Annotated in this window: 14 protein-coding genes; 7 read left to right on the top strand and 7 right to left on the bottom strand. The window is 45.5% G+C overall.

Annotated elements, in window-relative coordinates:
- The first annotated feature begins 22 nt into the window (after window positions 1-22).
- The 5 genes from gpmI to B3S93_RS09615 are packed head-to-tail and all read left to right on the top strand — an operon-like array spanning window position 23 to window position 5,450.
- Window positions 23-1,555: a 2,3-bisphosphoglycerate-independent phosphoglycerate mutase gene (gpmI, locus tag B3S93_RS09635; protein ID WP_292402445.1), complete on the top strand. Its 1,533-nt coding sequence runs from the start codon at window positions 23-25 to the stop codon at window positions 1,553-1,555.
- Between the two features lie 8 nt (window positions 1,556-1,563).
- The gene (locus tag B3S93_RS09630) at window positions 1,564-2,712 is read left to right on the top strand and encodes a murein hydrolase activator EnvC family protein (RefSeq protein WP_292402458.1); all 1,149 of its coding nucleotides are present in this window, start codon (window positions 1,564-1,566) and stop codon (window positions 2,710-2,712) included.
- A 24-nt stretch (window positions 2,713-2,736) separates the two neighbouring features.
- Window positions 2,737-4,068 carry a S41 family peptidase gene (locus B3S93_RS09625; protein WP_292358665.1) on the top strand — a complete coding sequence of 444 codons (1,332 nt, stop codon included), beginning with the start codon at window positions 2,737-2,739 and terminating at the stop codon, window positions 4,066-4,068.
- Between the two features lie 11 nt (window positions 4,069-4,079).
- Window positions 4,080-4,634 carry a DJ-1 family glyoxalase III gene (locus B3S93_RS09620; protein WP_292358663.1) on the top strand — a complete coding sequence of 185 codons (555 nt, stop codon included), beginning with the start codon at window positions 4,080-4,082 and terminating at the stop codon, window positions 4,632-4,634.
- 12 nt (window positions 4,635-4,646) lie between these two features.
- Entirely contained in the window at window positions 4,647-5,450 is an 804-nt protein-coding gene (locus B3S93_RS09615; protein WP_292358661.1) for a response regulator, read from the top strand.
- Here the strand turns inward: B3S93_RS09615 and B3S93_RS09610 are convergent.
- Window positions 5,447-6,343, bottom strand: coding sequence for a LysR family transcriptional regulator (locus tag B3S93_RS09610; protein ID WP_292402461.1), 897 nt, complete (start codon window positions 6,341-6,343; stop codon window positions 5,447-5,449). The two genes, B3S93_RS09615 and B3S93_RS09610, sit on opposite strands and share 4 nt — an antisense overlap.
- Before the next feature lie 100 nt (window positions 6,344-6,443).
- On the opposite strand from B3S93_RS09610, the gene metE reads away from it, so the two are divergent.
- Window positions 6,444-8,723, top strand: a complete 2,280-nt coding sequence (metE, locus tag B3S93_RS09605; RefSeq protein ID WP_292402464.1) for a 5-methyltetrahydropteroyltriglutamate--homocysteine S-methyltransferase — start codon at window positions 6,444-6,446, stop codon at window positions 8,721-8,723.
- Between the two features lie 60 nt (window positions 8,724-8,783).
- Here the strand turns inward: metE and B3S93_RS09600 are convergent, their stop codons facing one another.
- The 4 genes from B3S93_RS09600 to B3S93_RS09585 are packed head-to-tail and all read right to left on the bottom strand — an operon-like array spanning window position 8,784 to window position 12,065.
- Window positions 8,784-9,491 carry a (5-formylfuran-3-yl)methyl phosphate synthase gene (locus B3S93_RS09600; protein ID WP_292402466.1) on the bottom strand — a complete coding sequence of 236 codons (708 nt, stop codon included), beginning with the start codon at window positions 9,489-9,491 and terminating at the stop codon, window positions 8,784-8,786.
- On the bottom strand, window positions 9,481-10,065 hold the full coding sequence (locus tag B3S93_RS09595; protein WP_292402468.1) for a DUF447 domain-containing protein: 585 nt from the start codon (window positions 10,063-10,065) through the stop codon (window positions 9,481-9,483). Before B3S93_RS09595 ends, B3S93_RS09600 begins: the two co-directional genes overlap by 11 nt.
- Window positions 10,037-11,512 carry a DUF6513 domain-containing protein gene (locus B3S93_RS09590; protein WP_292402471.1) on the bottom strand — a complete coding sequence of 492 codons (1,476 nt, stop codon included), beginning with the start codon at window positions 11,510-11,512 and terminating at the stop codon, window positions 10,037-10,039. The genes B3S93_RS09595 and B3S93_RS09590 overlap by 29 nt, the downstream gene beginning before the upstream one ends.
- Complete coding sequence (locus tag B3S93_RS09585) at window positions 11,505-12,065, bottom strand: flavoprotein (RefSeq protein WP_292358649.1); 561 nt, start codon at window positions 12,063-12,065, stop codon at window positions 11,505-11,507. Before B3S93_RS09585 ends, B3S93_RS09590 begins: the two co-directional genes overlap by 8 nt.
- A 138-nt stretch (window positions 12,066-12,203) precedes the next feature.
- On the opposite strand from B3S93_RS09585, the gene B3S93_RS09580 reads away from it, so the two are divergent.
- Window positions 12,204-13,517: an NAD(P)/FAD-dependent oxidoreductase gene (locus tag B3S93_RS09580; RefSeq protein WP_292402473.1), complete on the top strand. Its 1,314-nt coding sequence runs from the start codon at window positions 12,204-12,206 to the stop codon at window positions 13,515-13,517.
- Window positions 13,518-13,585: 68 nt separating this feature from the next.
- Here B3S93_RS09580 and B3S93_RS09575 read toward each other — a convergent pair whose 3' ends face one another.
- Window positions 13,586-14,143, bottom strand: coding sequence for a cytochrome b (locus B3S93_RS09575; RefSeq protein WP_292402476.1), 558 nt, complete (start codon window positions 14,141-14,143; stop codon window positions 13,586-13,588).
- A gap of 93 nt (window positions 14,144-14,236) precedes the next feature.
- Window positions 14,237-16,651 carry a DNA topoisomerase (ATP-hydrolyzing) subunit B gene (gene gyrB / locus B3S93_RS09570; protein WP_292402479.1) on the bottom strand — a complete coding sequence of 805 codons (2,415 nt, stop codon included), beginning with the start codon at window positions 16,649-16,651 and terminating at the stop codon, window positions 14,237-14,239.
- Between the last annotated feature and the right edge of the window lie 7 nt (window positions 16,652-16,658).

The following is a 16,658-nucleotide window of genomic DNA, read 5'->3' as shown; positions in this document are numbered from 1 at the left end:
CCCGTGATTAAAGGATAGTTTCATGAGCCACATGCACCGCCCACTTGCGCTAATCATTATGGATGGTTGGGGTTATAGTGAAGAGGTCCAGCATAATGCCATTTTGGCTGCCAATACCCCCGTTTGGGATCACCTCTGGAATGATTACGCACATACATTGATTAACGCCTCCGGCGCTGGTGTCGGCTTGCCGGGCGATCAGATGGGAAATTCTGAAGTTGGTCATCTCAACATTGGTGCTGGCCGGGTGGTTTATCAGGAATTCACCCGGATTAGTGTCGCCATTCGAAACGGATCTTTTTTTACCAATCAAACACTGACTGATGCGGTGGATGACGTGGTGAAAAATGATAAAGCCCTGCACATTCTGGGCTTGCTCTCCGATGGCGGCGTGCACAGTCATGACAGCCATATTCAGGCCATGGTAAAACTTGCTGCAGACCGTGGGGCGACTAAAATTTATTTGCACGCTTTTCTGGATGGTCGCGATACGTCACCCAAATCTGCTCAAAAGTTCATTGCGGACATGCAAGCCTGTTTTAACGAAACCGGTAAGGGCCGTTTCGCCAGTATTATCGGGCGCTTTTATGCGATGGATCGTGACCAGCGCTGGGATAGAGTTCAACAGGCTTATGAACTGATTGCTAATGGTAAAGCCGTTTATCAGACAGACAATGCACTTGAAGCTCTTCAGGACGCCTATGCCCGAGAAGAAACGGACGAGTTTGTTAAAGCCACCAGAATTGGTGATGCCGTGCCGATTGAGGATGGTGACAGTATCGTATTCATGAATTTCCGTGCTGATCGCGCTCGTGAATTAACCCAGTGTTTCATTGATACTGAATTTACTGGATTTCCCATATTGGCAGCACCAAAACTGTCAAAATTTGTCACGCTGACTGAATATAAGAAGGATTTTGATGTACCGGTGGCTTTTCCGGCTGAAAAGCTCAAAAACCTGCTGGGCGAATGTATTTCTGCTGTTGGTTTACGCCAGTTGCGTATTGCTGAAACCGAAAAATATGCGCATGTGACGTTCTTTTTTAATGGCGGAAGCGATGTTCCTTACGAAGGTGAAGATCGGATTCTGGTGCCCTCGCCAAAAGTCGAAACCTACGATTTACAACCGGAGATGAATGCTCCGGAAGTGGCCGAAAAACTGGTCAAAGCCATTCACAGCAATCAATATGATGTCATCATCTGTAACTTCGCCAATGCAGATATGGTAGGCCATACCGGTAATTTTGATGCGACAGTTAAAGCCATTGAAACACTGGATAACTGTCTCGGTAAAATCTGGTCCGCATTAAAAGAAAGCGGTGGCGAAATGCTGGTAACAGCAGATCATGGCAATGCTGAAAAGATGGTGGACAATGAGAAAGGCCAGGCGCATACAGCCCACACCAGCAACCTCGTGCCGTTAATCTATGCGGGACGTTCGGCAGTCTGTGCCGAACAGGGTGGTTTATCTGATATCGCACCGACCATGCTGAGCCTGCTTGATCTCCCGATTCCAGCGGAAATGAATAATCACCTTCTGGTGAAACTCACCTGAACGTGCAGATGATGATTCGTGGTTTAATCTTGTTTTTCTGGCTTTTTGTGCCATTAAATCTTGCTGCTGAACCTTCGTCAGCAAAAAAGCTCGAAGCGGTACGGAGTGAAATATCTGAGCTTGATAAAACGATTAACCTTAACAAGAAAACCAAAGCGGAATTACAACAGCAATTAAAACAGCAGAGTCTCAAGGTTTCCGAAATAAGTCGCGAGTTAAATCAGATTAAACAATCTATTGCGGTTAAAGATGATGAATTACTTAATCTTCAACAGCAGTTGGGACTGACGCAAAAGCAGCAGGCAAAGCAACTGGAGGCATTAAATCAACAAATTCGCTCTGCATTTATGAATGCTCAACCCAGTTATCTAAAAATATTATTGTCTGAACAGTCTCCTGAGCGTGTCAGTCGAAGCAACACGTATTACCGTTATTTTCACTCGGCCCGCCAGCAGCAGCTCGAAACCTTGCACACGACTTTGCAAAACTTAACGGAGCAGGAAAAAGCTGTTTATGCTGTTAAAAGAAATCTGGATGAACTGGAACAACAACAGCTCTCGCAGCAAGAAGCTTTTAAACAGCAAACGGTTGAACGTGAGAGAACACTTGCCGCGCTGAATAAAAAAATCTCAGGGCAGGATGCACAACTGGCTGCATTAAAAGAAGAAGAGAAAAACCTGCAGTCATTATTAGACTCACTCGCCAAAAAAGCAGCAAAAAGACCTCCGCCATCAAAAACGGTGAAACCAAGTGAACGATTTTCGAGTCTGAGTGGGAAGTTACAATGGCCGTTGTCTGGAAAAATACTGGCAAGCTATGGTAGCCAGCGTAATCTTGATAAACTCAGCTGGAAGGGCATACTGATAGCCTCTGAAAAAGGCACGTCTGTTAAAGCCAGCGCAGAGGGCAGGGTGGTTTTTGCCGATTGGATGAAAGGCTTTGGCTTGTTAATCATCATTGATCATGGCGAACAGTTCATGACGCTGTATGGCAATAATGACAGTCTGCTGAAAAGCACGGGGGATACCGTGAGTGCTGGTGAGGTTATCGCTCAAAGTGGTGATCAGGGTGTCAGACAAACCGCTGGATTATATTTTGAAGTACGTCATAAAGGCAGTCCGACCAATCCTATGCAATGGCTGCGCAAGCAAGGTTAATTTGAAATAAGGAATAAAGTTCATATGCGCTTTTTGAAACGTGATTTTGCGCTGGTAACAGCGGGTGTCATTATCGGCATCACATTGATTTTTGGTCAAATGGTATCAGCCGAGAAAGACACTGTCGCAAAGCCTGACTTGCCAATAGACGATCTAAGAGCTTTCTCTGAAATTTTCGGCCGCATCAAAAGCAGTTATGTAGAGCCGGTGGAAGACAAAGCTCTGCTGGAAAACGCCATTCGCGGCATGCTTTCTGGACTGGATCCCCATTCATCCTACCTTGATCTCAGCGAATTCAAGGATCTCCGTGAAGGCACATCTGGAGAGTTTGGTGGCTTGGGTATAGAAGTATCAATGGAAGATGGCTTCGTCAAAGTGGTTGCACCAATTGACGAAACACCCGCTGCTGAAGCAGGTGTAAAAGCCGGTGACCTGATTATCCGTCTCGATGACACCCCTGTTAAAGGTCTGACGCTGACTGAAGCCGTAGACATCATGCGTGGTGAACCGGGCAGCAAAATTGTTCTGACGATTATTCGTGAAGGCGCTGATAAACCGCTGAAACTGGAACTGACTCGCGCCATTATCAAAGTGAAAAGTGTACGCACCGAAGTTCTGGAGCCAGGTTATGGTTATGTACGAATCACTACTTTCCAATCACCAACCGGTGAGAATCTTCGTGACGCCGTAAATCAACTCAAGACTGATAATGGTGGCAAATTAAAAGGTCTGGTGCTTGATTTACGCAATAATCCAGGCGGCGTTTTAGATGCAGCGGTTGAAGTTTCTGATGCTTTCCTCAACAAAGGCATGATTGTCTACACTGAAGGACGTATTGAGGATGCCGATCAAAAATTCCACGCCAAACCTGGTGATATGCTGAATGGCGCGCCTATTATTGTGCTGGTAAATGGTGGCTCAGCTTCTGCTTCTGAAATTGTTGCCGGGGCTTTGCAGGACCATCAACGGGCCGTGATACTGGGTACTAAAACCTTTGGTAAAGGGTCAGTACAAACGGTTATGCCTTTAACCAATGATACCGCGGTCAAGATGACAACCGCGCGGTATTACACCCCTTCTGGACGCTCTATTCAGGCAGATGGTATACACCCTGATATCGTGATTGATGCCTTACAAATCAGTGCAGCTGAAGATAATGGCTTCCAGCCGCTGCGAGAAGTTGATCTCAGTCGTCATCTGGAAAATGGTTTACTGGAAGAATCAGACGAAACTCCGGCCGACGCGGAAGCGGGTCTCGATGAAGAAGAGGAAAAACAGCCTTTAGCACTGCGTGATTACCCGCTTTCTCAGGCATTGAACCTGCTGAAAGGCATGAACATTATGAGCAAACGTTAAACGCTATTTTCATGGCAACGGTATTAATCCCACTCGCTGAGGGCTTTGAGGAAATTGAGGCGGTCACGCTGATAGATGTTCTCAGACGGGCTGAGATAGATGTTGTTACTGCCAGTTTGACGGAGGATCTAAACATTACTGCCAGCCGTGGTGTCCGCTTGGTGGCGGATGCCACACTGGATGCAGTGATTGATGATGAATTCGACATGATGGTTCTGCCGGGCGGACAACCCGGCACCAACAATCTGAATGCCGATCAACGGATTCATGCGTTGCTCAAACGGTTTAACCAGGCTGATAAATGGCTTGGAGCAATATGTGCAGCACCCATGGTTCTGGCACATGTTGGCCTGCTAGAGGGGGTGAGCGTCAGCTGTTATCCAGGTGCACTGAAGCCCAGCGAATGGCCAGAAATTCAATTCAGTAATGATGCTGTCGTCTGTGATAATAAAATCATTACCTCCCGCGGACCGGGAACGGCAATGGCTTTTGCGTTAACAATTATCGAAAAACTTATGGATGAAGAGACTCGCGAACAAGTGGAAACCAGTCTCGTTATTCGCTAAAACGGAACCAGCATGTACTCACTTAATGAATCAGAACTCTCGATATTACTGGTTGAGCCATCTTCCGTTCAGCTGAAAATCATCATGCGTGAATTACGCCAGGCGGGAGTGAATAAAATTGATGGTGTTCACGATGGCGCGCAGGCTATCGTGGCTATGCAAAAGTATCCCCCGGATCTGGTGATCAGCGCCATGTATTTGCCTGACATGACCGCGACTGAACTACTCTCATCAATTCGTCGACTGGATAATCTGGAAAACACCCATTTTATGCTGATCTCCAGCGAATCAAATATTGAAGCACTTGAGCCTCTTCGCCAATCCGGTGTCGTGGCCATTCTGCCCAAACCCTTTGATCACGCTAATCTGCAGCGTGCCATCCGTACCACCCTGCAGCATATTGATCCAACTGAAATTGAATTACAGAATTACGAAGTAGAACAGCTGGAAGTTTTACTGGTCGATGACAGTCTGGTATCACGTAACCATCTAATGCGCGTGTTTCAGAACATGGGCATAAACCAGATTCATCAGGCTGAAAATGGTATTGAAGCGATTGAAATGCTCAAACAACAGAGTTTTGATTTGGTGGTGACCGATCTGAATATGCCAAAAATGGATGGTCAGGCGCTGGTTGAACATATCCGCAGCGAGATGGGCAATACTTTTGTGCCCATTTTGGTTGTGACCAGTGAGCAGAACCAGACCCGATTGGGTCAGGTTGAGCAGGCGGGCGTATCGGCTATTCTGGATAAACCTTTTGAACCTGAGTCTATCCGTGAAATCCTTTATCGAGTGCTTGACGAACAAACTTAATCGGTCACAGCATTGCTGGATTTCACGCCAAGGGAAATAAATTTTTGCAGGTAGCTGACGTCCTGGTCTAACTCTCTTATGGCAGCATAAAGCGTTTTCGCCAAACCGCCACTTCCAAGCCGTATCGCTTTAACCGGAAGCGTTTGACAAAACTCATTGGCCAGCCAGTTAGGCAACACTGTCACCGCTCTTTGTAACGCCACCATCTGCACCATAATATCCATTGATTGCATGGCTTTGGTTCGAGGGTTAATACCTGCGGGCATCAAAAACTGGGTAAACACATCAAGTCGTTCATGGGCGACGGGAAACGTCAGCAATAATTCCTTGTGCAGTGCTTCTGCCTGAATAAATTTCTGCTTACTTAATGGATGACTTTCAGCCACCAGCAAAACCAACTCATAATCAAACATCGGCTGATAAATTACGCCGACCTGTTTTACGGCATCCGGTGTCACCAGCAAATCAATATGATGATTCAATAACCCTTCCATGCCTGAAAACTGAAATTGATGCACAATATCCACATCCATTTGCGGCATTTCGCGTAGATAGTCTGCCAGAATTTTTTTCAGCCATTCATAACAGGGGTGGCACTCAACTCCCAGACGCAAAATACCTGCGCGTCCCTCCGAATAGGCCTGTAAGGTCTGCTCAGTTTGCTCCAAAACCGGTAAAACCTGCTGAGCAACCTGCAACATCAGTTCACCTGCCTGTGTCAGTCTTAACTTACGACCATCCCGCTGCCATAAGCTTATTTCCAACTTTTGTTCCAGATAACGGATCTGATGCGATAAGGCGGATTGTGTGAGAAATAAGGCATTGGCTGCTGCCGTTAAACTGCCATTTTCTGCCAAGGCTCGAATAATTCCTAAATGCGCGCGCTCAATCATATATGAACATATCTCATGAATAAGTAAATAATCATCATTATTACTCATCAATAAGACTGATTACAATGAAGCTTTTTGAAACCGATTGAGAGGATATCGAATGGTCACCACACATAATCTTGGCTTTCCCCGTATGGGCGGCCAACGAGAATTAAAATTTGCTCTGGAGCGCTTCTGGCGTGATGAAACGTCTGTTGAGGATTTAGAACAAACCGGTAAAACATTACGTTTACGTCATTGGACATTGCAAGCTGACCTGGACCTGGTGCCTGTTGGAGACTTTTCCTTTTATGATCACGTTCTGGACACCAGTCAGCTGCTGGATAACCTGCCTTCACGGGTTGATAAAAATGCTGATGCCATGACACAGTATTTTCAGGCATCGCGTGGACAAGCAGGTTCATCCTGTTGCAATCACCAGGTCGCCGCTGCAGAAATGACAAAATGGTTTGATACCAATTACCATTATCTGGTGCCGGAATTTAACGCGGAAACTGCCTTTAAGGCATATCCGGAACGATTGCTGGCGCAAATCATAGAAGCAAAAGCTGCAGGTTTTAAGATAAAACCCGTTCTGGTTGGTCCGGTAAGCTATCTCTGGCTGGGGAAAACCAAGGACGAAACTGACAAACTCGCTTTGCTGGATAAATTATTACCGGCTTATGCAGAAATTCTCGATCAATTGGCAGATAACGGTGTCGAGTGGGTACAAATCGATGAACCTGTTCTGGTCACTGATCTGTCAACGGAATGGCAACAGGCTTTGCAGAAAGCCTACTTCAGTTTAGCGAAATGTCGTGTCAAATTGTTGCTGACGACCTATTTCGGCCAACTTCAGCAAAATCTGCAGCTAGCTTGTGAATTACCCACAGCAGGACTGCATATTGATGCGATCAATGCTGCAGATGAACTTGTCAGAGTGGTGGACTGGCTGCCTTCACACAAAGTTTTATCAGTGGGCATTATTAATGGCCGTAATATCTGGAAAACCGATCTGAATAGGGCGCTTGAGCTGCTGGAGCCGATTCATACCCGACTTGCTGAACGTTTATGGCTGGCACCAAGCTGTTCGTTGCTGCATGTGCCTATTGATTTAAACTCTGAGCATAATCTTGCTGAAGAAACACTTGACTGGCTGGCCTTTGCAGTACAAAAGCTGGAAGAGTTATCGATATTAGCTCAGGCGCTCAATCTGGGGCGTGAAGGTGTTGCCGCACAGCTAGCAGAAAACAAAAAATCCATTCAACGTCGCCAGCAGTCCACTCGGGTTCATAACCCGGCCGTTAAACAGCGCTGTGAAGCAACTCATTCCGCATCAGGCCAGCGGCAGAGTACTTATTCACAACGAGCAGCCCTTCAACAGCAAGCGCTACAGTTGCCGGCATTCCCAACGACTACCATTGGCTCTTTTCCACAGACCAATGTTATTCGACAGACACGTAAACAGTTTCGCCTGGGTCAACTGGCTGATGCTGAATATCGCCAGCAAATGCAGGCGGAAATTCGCTATGCCATCGATAAACAACTCGAGTTGGGCCTTGATGTACTGGTACATGGTGAAGCTGAACGCAATGATATGGTCGAGTATTTCGGTCAACAACTACAGGGTTTTGCATTCACCGACTATGGCTGGGTTCAGTCCTATGGTTCCCGTTGTGTGAAGCCACCGATCATCTATGGTGATGTCTCACGTCCTGATCCGATGACCGTTGAGTGGATTCAATATGCCCAATCATTAACCGACAAACCAGTAAAAGGGATGTTGACCGGGCCAGTCACCATTCTTAACTGGTCTTTTGTCAGAGATGACCAGCCACGTAGCGAAACCTCTAAACAGATTTCACTGGCGATTCGTGATGAAGTAATCGATCTGGAAAGTGCCGGGGTCAACATCATTCAGATTGATGAAGCCGCCTTGCGGGAAGGTTTGCCACTTCGTCAATCTCAGTGGAAGACATATCTGGAGTGGGCTGTGGAATGCTTCCGAATCACCGCTAATGGCGTGTCAGATGAAACACAAATCCATACCCATATGTGTTATTCCGAATTCAACGATATTATCGAAGCTATTGCCGCCATGGACGCCGATGTCATCACCATTGAAACCTCACGTTCGCAAATGGAATTACTGGATGTTTTTCAGGAGTTTGACTATCCCAATGCGATAGGTCCGGGTGTCTATGATATTCACAGTCCGAATATTCCATCAGAGCAGGAGATGGTGGAATTGCTCAAACTGGCCGCACAGCGAATTGATAAAACGCTGTTATGGGTGAATCCTGACTGCGGTTTAAAAACCCGTCGCTGGGAAGAAGTGGAGCCTGCATTAAAGGCCATGGTTTCAGCAGCAAAATCACTAAGAGTAAAACTGGCTGCTTGAAAAAGATATAAACCGGGTAGGGGAGGTAACTTTCTCTATCCGGTTTTTTTGCGTCTGCGTCTAACAGGCCAAAACTTCAGGTAAAGCCGCGTTCAATTTATTTTGAATTTGTTTGGCCAACTCCGGATCCAGACGATTAGTGCGATGATGCTGCTGACATAACGCACTGCGAAACCCAAGGTAATCCGGCTGCAATGGACTGAGTGTTTCAATATCTTCAATCCTCAGTGCGCCGGCCAAACCGCACAACATTCCAGCGGATTTTGCCTCCACAACAAACTGTTGCAGAACTTCTACCGATAAATGATTCAACAATCCCTGACCATCTTTGCGGGCAGTATCCAGCATCACGCCAGCGAATCCAGTTTTTGCCAGTAATGGAATTAACTTCTGCTGTGGTAACTGATCAGCAAAGATAACGGCAATCACCGGTGTGCTAAGACTTTTGATAGTAGGCTCAAGTTGTTGAATGCATTGGATAAGACCTGGTTCATCAAATAGCCCGATTTTGACATAATCCACACCTGTTTCAGCCATGTTGCGAATGGCTGCTGAAGTTATCTCAGCTTGCATGGGTAAATCACCCACCGTTGCACTGCAAAGACAACCTTTGTTGATCCAATTAACGATCTCAGTGACAGTTTGATGGTTTAAAGCTCCCAGAGCACCTTCTGACGGGTTTTTCATATCAAGGATATGTGGCAATTGCTCCACTAAAGATTTTGCTTCCTCAAGCGATTCTACGCTGGCTAACCACTTAGTTATCATTTAGCTTTATTCCGGATTGTTCAACTTTTTCCATTAACCAGCTCCAGGCCTGGAGCTCACGTTCACCGGCCGTTTTCTCAATAGCGATAGTCAGGTAGTCAATTTCGTCGCGAACTTTATGCTCTGGCAACATGCCCAGCCGACTCACCAGAATGGCAGCCTCAATCACTGCATTCTGGGCACGATTAAAACCTCTGAAGGGCTTATGGTTTACATCGCAAATTACAGCGCCGTAAAAACAGGCACGTGGATCATCATCTTCCAGACGAACAATTTCCAACTCAATATGTGATAGCGCATCTGCAATATATTCGCCTTCAATCTGCTGACAGGGAGAGGTGGGCCAATCACGATGTCCGGTTAACGCACCAGCAAAAATCCGTACATCATCGACAAAATTTATTGAACACTGACCATGCCGAAGCAGGTTATCGTAAGTACGGGATGGTTTGAAAGGCTTTATATGAAAGTGACCGTTTACTTCGCTTATCCCCATTGGTGCAGAATGCACCTTTCCATTTTCTGATATCGTGGTGACGATAACTTCATGTATCCGGCTTGTCAGCAGTGCCACAGGCGCGCTCCTGTTTTTTGGTTTTTTTAATATCGGCCGTGCCACAGGTCCGTTGCTGATCTTTTTGCATCGTAGTGCCTTCAGCCTTCTGCCGGGTCAGATCTTCCTGTTCGGTTTCAACAGCACAACCCCATTGCAGATCTTCATCCTGAGTATAACGTTTCCCTAATTGCCAGGCGATCTCGGCACGTGCTAATTCCACCCCCAGGTAGAAGGCATGGCCCGGATCATCTTTCACTTGCAGCTGAGGGTAAAAAGCAAACGGATCGGTATCCTGCAACAAACCATCCCGATTAAAAACAAATATCCCTTTAGGGGCAATTTTTATTCGATAGTTTGGATCTTTTATATTCTCAGATAATTGAATAATTTCCTGTTCAGTATCGGTAAAAGGTCTGCGTTCATGGCTAACCAATAAATCTGCAGTGAAATCCCGTGGCAGGCTATTGTCATCGCGAGCGGCAAACATCATGCGTCGTGCCACATCTGCTTCTTTAATGGCCCGCCTTGCATGAGGACTGACTTCCGTCGCCAGAACATTGGTAATGTTTAACTCAGAAATAATGCCAAACAGCAGTGCATTAATTCCGCTGGTATCAGCATCCGTTAACTCGGTCAGATTACCTATCCCCATCATCATGGGTGCTTCTGGATATTTTTGACGTAGCGTGTGATAACGAACTATCGACTCTGTAAGGCCAAAATGGATTGGATCCAGAATTGGATCGGCTATCCAGGGTTTTCCCAGTTTGTCCATTGCCTCCATAGCCCGTTCGAGCGAAGCCAGTGAACCCGGCTGCGCTGGAACCAGTATCGGGATGGCATCGGTTTCTTTCGCAAGGTCGATGGTTTTTTCTGTCAGACTCAACAGGTAATCTGCACCCGCCTTGCTAGCACGTCTCAAGTCATCTATTGAAAGTGAGTCCACACTAACTTTAAAACCATTTTCATGTAGGGCTGCGATAGCTTCTTCCATCAGCGGGAATTTTTCTTCCGGAAGACAACCAATATCAATGACGTTGGCCCCTGAATCACGGTAATAATTTGCCCGCTCCAAAATACCTGCAATATCCCTTTGGGGCGCATCAACAATCTCGGCGAAGATATTGACATCATAACGACTTAAATCAGGGATTTTCCGCTCCTTACCAAAGAATATCGGTAAATCTTTAATTTCATCCGGCCCCCGCACTACCTCAATCCCCAGCGTTTTACTCAATTCAGCCAAATCTCCACGGCAGCGACCGGGAACAATGATCTGTTTACAGTCCGCATAATCATCCGGCTTGAGCCGCCGGGCGATCATCTTATCGGTCATTAATGCGGCAACTGATAGACCCAATTGATGCACTCTATACTCGAATGGCAATGGCGCCATTTCCTGCAAAACCTTTTCAACACTGGGTTGAGCAAGTTTTCCGGTGAGAAAGAGAATGGTCTCAGCCATGATCGGCGTTAACGTGTTCCAGACGCTTTTTCAAAGTTTCGTATAAAGCCTCAGCTGATTCCACGACGGTGGTTGCTTCAAAACTACGCAGAGTTTCTGTATGCGCCAGATCAATGGCTCTTGGCCATAATCTCACCATACGGTCAGGGGCAGGTGTATCGACTTCGGATATGGCATCACAGGCAAGCACAATACTCGGAACACGGCACTTGCCTGCCTGAGCATACACGTTGGTAACCAGTGTGTCAGACAAGCCCATAACCATTTTCGCCACGGTGTTTGAGGTGGCTGGTGCTACCACCAGAGTATGATAATCCCCTCGATAGAATAATCCGACCGGAGGTGAGCTTGCGGCTCTATCACGATAAATATGACCTTCGTTGTTCAAGGTTTTGGGATCGTGACCATACATACGGATAACTTCTTCTCCAGCACGACTGTAAAACAGGTCTACATCCGGTAATTCACGGATAATTTCCAAACATTCATCCAGATAATGTCCTGAACCCGTGATTGCCCAGGCCAATTTTGGCTTTTCCGGCCTTGATTGCATGCTGTTATCTCAATTGATATTAAGCTGTGAATTTTGCCAGAGTCTGACCTACTAGTAAAAATTAGATAGGTTGATCTGTTATATATAAGTTAAAATTAACCACATAATTTGCAACGGATTGATGGGAGTCGCATATCTATGTCAGAAGCAGTGCCAAAAATAGTTGTCGTTGGTGGTGGAGCAGGTGGCCTGGAACTGGTTACCAAACTCGGGAAAAAACTCGGCAAAAAAAAGAAAGCGCAAGTTACTCTGGTTAGCAGTACTCATACGCATATCTGGAAACCCCTTTTACATGAAGTTGCAGCTGGAACCCTCGATTCTCATGAAGATGAAATTGAATACTTGAGCCAGGCCATGTGCAGTGGGTTTCGTTTTCGTCTCGGCCGAATGGAAGGCCTAGATCGTCAAAACAAACAGATAACCGTTGCGCCAACCTTCAACGAAGACGGTGTGGAAATCATTCCTCGTCGTAGTTTTGATTATGACTATCTCATTATTTCTGTTGGCAGTGTCAGCCATGACTTTGGTATCAAGGGTGTAAGCGATCATTGTCTGTTCCTGGATACCACAAAACAAGCCGAATATTTCCAGAATCAGTTACTGGAATCGTATCTTCGCGCTCATACCCAAGGACGTCCTCTTGATGAGGGTCAGTTAAATATCGCTATCGTCGGCGCGGGTGCTACGGGTGTCGAATTGTGTGCGCAACTTTACGAAGTATCACATCTGTTAAATGCTTATGGTCTTGATGAAGTTAAACCACAGGATGTAAAACTTACTTTAATTGAAGCTGCTGATCGTATTTTGCCTGGGTTGCCTGAAAATATTTCAGCTGCTGCTCAGGAGGAGTTAAATGAACTCGGCGTAGAAATTCTTGCTGGTGAGCGTGTTATTGAAGTTACCGAGACAGAGATCAAAACTCAAAGTGGTCGTAATATTCCTGCAGCAATCAAAGTCTGGGCAGCCGGCATTAAGGCTCCTGAGTTTTTGAAAGATATTGATGGTCTGGAAACCAACTGGATGAATCAATTGGTGGTAAAACAGACCCTGCAAACCACCTTTGATGATGATATTTATGCCATTGGTGACTGCTGTGCATGTAAATGGATTGGTCAGGATCAGAATGTACCGCCACGCGCCCAGGCAGCCCATCAAATGGCGTCTCTGGTTTATAAATCAATCGTTAATCGAATGAAGGACAAGGAGCTTCCTGAATATCATTACCATGATTATGGCTCTTTGGTTTCTTTAGGTCGCTACGGTACAGTTGGCAACCTGATGGGAAATTTAAGTAAAGGTAGTATGAAAGTAGAAGGTTTAATGGCCCGACTGATGTACCTTTCACTGTATAAGATGCACCAAGTTGCCTTATTTGGACCGTTTCGAGTGTTGATGTTATCGCTATCTCATCTTTTTCGTCGAAGCGTACATCCAAAAATTAAGCTACATTAATAATCATTGTCATTCATACAAAAAAGGCCCTTTTAAGGGCCTTTTTTAATTTCATTGCAACTACATCGTTATTTCCACAATGACATCCTACGGGTCACTTCTGTGCCATTTAATCGATGTTTTATGGCTGCCCCGATATGTATAATCAACAGTGTAATAAAAATATACGCTAACACCTGATGAATATCGGTAAACGTTTCTCTTGCAGAAGCATTTGCTTCAGCAAGGCGTGGTAACTTCATTCCCCATAGTTTGGTGTCATATTTACTGTACATGGATTGTAGATAACCGGTTATCGGCATCGCCATCATTACTCCATAAAGTAAATAATGTATTCCGCTGGAGAGCTTCTGTTGCCAGTTTGCAATACTTGTCGGCAGTGGGGGAGTCTTATGTGTTAACCGCCAGACTACACGTAACAAAATGAAGGCTGCGACGGTGATACCCATTGATTTATGCAATAAAAACCAAAATGCTCGCACGCTTTCCTGACCCGGCGCTAATTCTGACTCTTTTGGCAGACCAACCATCCATAGACCTAAGCCGATCATAAAGAAAATCATCGCCGCGATTAACCAATGCAAAATTATCTGCCCTTGATTGTAGCGTACGTCACTCGTCGTCATTATTTGCTCCTGAATACATGAAAAAAGGCCATCCAGCATCACTGAATGGCCTTCATAACCGACCGTTGGGTTGGGGAACAATTCCCGAATGGTTTAAATATCTAGATTAGATGCCTGTAAAGCATGCGTTTCAATAAACTCTCTACGAGGTTCAACATTGTCGCCCATTAGAGTATTGAAGGTTTCATCTGCTGTTATCGCATCTGAGATCCTGACCTGTAACAACCGACGCTTGGATTTATCCATTGTCGTTTCCCACAATTGTTCAGGGTTCATTTCACCCAAGCCTTTATAACGTTGTACATGCTGACCACGTCGGGCTTCAGCCATCAACCATTTAACTGCCTGTGAAAAATGCTGAACATTTTCATTTCTTTCACCACGTTCGATCTTCGCACCTTCACCAAACAAGCCATTGATTTTGTTAGAAAAAGACATGATCTTCTGATACTCGGTACTGGCAAAAAACTCTCCCGGAACATGAAAATCGTTACTAATCCCATGTCGGGTGAAACTGATATTCACATGAGGCATTGGTTCATTTTCTTTTTTTTGTAGATCAAGAACGTAATATGTTCCTGTGGGCATGATGTCATTCATGCGTTGCTCTATCGCTTTCAGCCACTCTTTCATAGCGCCAGTTTCGCTGAAATCAGGTATTGCTGTTTGATAAATCAATTCGTCCAGGAAAGCCGGGTAATAATGATTTGCCAGCCGGGTAATAATGGCTCTGATGGTTTGATATTCATTGACCAGCTGCGCTAGAGCATTACCTTCAATAGGTGCTGCATCCGTTGTTGGATAGAGCACGGCATTTGTTAAAGCAACTTCTGTCAGGTAACGCTCCATTTCTGCGTCATCTTTTACGTAACGCTCCTGTTTGCCTTTTTTGATTTTATATAACGGTGGCTGGGCGATGTAAACATGGCCTCGTTCGATTAGTTCCGGCATCTGTCTGTAGAAAAATGTCAGTAGCAAGGTTCGGATGTGAGAGCCATCGACGTCCGCATCGGTCATAATAATAATATGGTGGTAGCGGAGTTTTTCCGGATCATATTCGTCACGACCAATACCGCAACCTAAAGCAGTAATCAACGTGCCCACTTCGGCCGAGCCGATCATCTTATCGAAACGGGCGCGCTCAACATTTAAGATTTTTCCTTTCAGCGGAAGAATTGCTTGTGTTCTTCTATCACGGCCTTGTTTGGCACTGCCACCGGCCGAGTCCCCTTCCACCAGGAACAGTTCTGACTGGGCCGGATCTCTTTCCTGACAATCCGCCAGCTTGCCTGGTAAACCTGCAATATCAAGAACGCCCTTACGGCGAGTTAATTCTCTTGCTTTTCTGGCAGCATCACGTGCACGTGCTGCATCAATCATTTTGTTGGCAATCAGTTTGGCTTCACTTGGGTTTTCAATCAGAAAATCCTGGAAATGCTCATTAACTAAAGATTCTACAATGGTGCGAACTTCTGATGACACCAATTTATCTTTGGTCTGAGATGAAAATTTCGGGTCGGGCACTTTTACTGACAGTACCGCTGTGAGTCCTTCACGCGCATCATCGCCGCTGGTAACGACTTTAGATTTTTTTGCCAGACCTTCGCTTTCAATGTATTGGTTGAGGCTTCGGGTTAACGCCGCTCTAAATCCGGCTAAATGTGTACCACCGTCACGCTGGGGAATATTGTTTGTAAAACAGTAAATATTTTCCTGATAAGAGTCATTCCACTGCATTGCTAATTCGACCACGACATCATCGCGTAATCCGGAAATGCCAATGACATGCTCGTGAACAAATGTTTTATTTTTATTCAGATGGGTAACAAACGCTTTTATCCCACCCTCATAATGAAATACTTCTGTTTTCTCATCTCTTTCGTCTGTCAGGACAATTCTGACACCAGAATTCAAGAAGGCTAGCTCACGAATGCGCTTGGCCAATATTTTGTAATCGTATGTGATGTGGGTAAAGGTTTCTTCGCTTGGCCAGAATTGAATTTTGGTACCAGTATCCTGCGTTTCTTCAAATGCTTTTAACGGTGCATCCGGCACACCATGTGTGTAATTTTGTTTGTGCAAAAAACCATTACGTTTGATTTCCAGTGTTAGTTTTTTGGATAACGCATTTACTACTGATATACCAACACCGTGTAATCCGCCTGAAACTTTATAGGAATTATCATCAAATTTACCACCGGCATGTAAAACCGTCATGATAACTTCAGCTGCAGATACTCCTTCACCTTCATGCATATCGACCGGAATACCACGACCATTATCCTCCACAGAAACGGAATCATCCGGATGAATTCGAACGTTTATTTCCGTGCAATGGCCAGCCAGAGATTCATCGATTGAGTTATCCAGCACCTCAAAAACCATGTGGTGCAAACCGGTTCCGTCGTCCGTGTCGCCGATGTACATGCCCGGCCGTTTTCTGACAGCGTCCAACCCCTTCAGTACTTTAATATTGGAAGAATCGTAACTATTATTTTCAGTGGTCATAAATTAG

Source organism: Methylophaga sp. UBA3613, assembly GCF_002375415.1.
Classification (GTDB): Bacteria; Pseudomonadota; Gammaproteobacteria; order Nitrosococcales; family Methylophagaceae; genus Methylophaga.
Note: the sequence above shows the minus strand (reverse complement) of the source record. Positions and strands in the feature narration are given on the sequence as shown.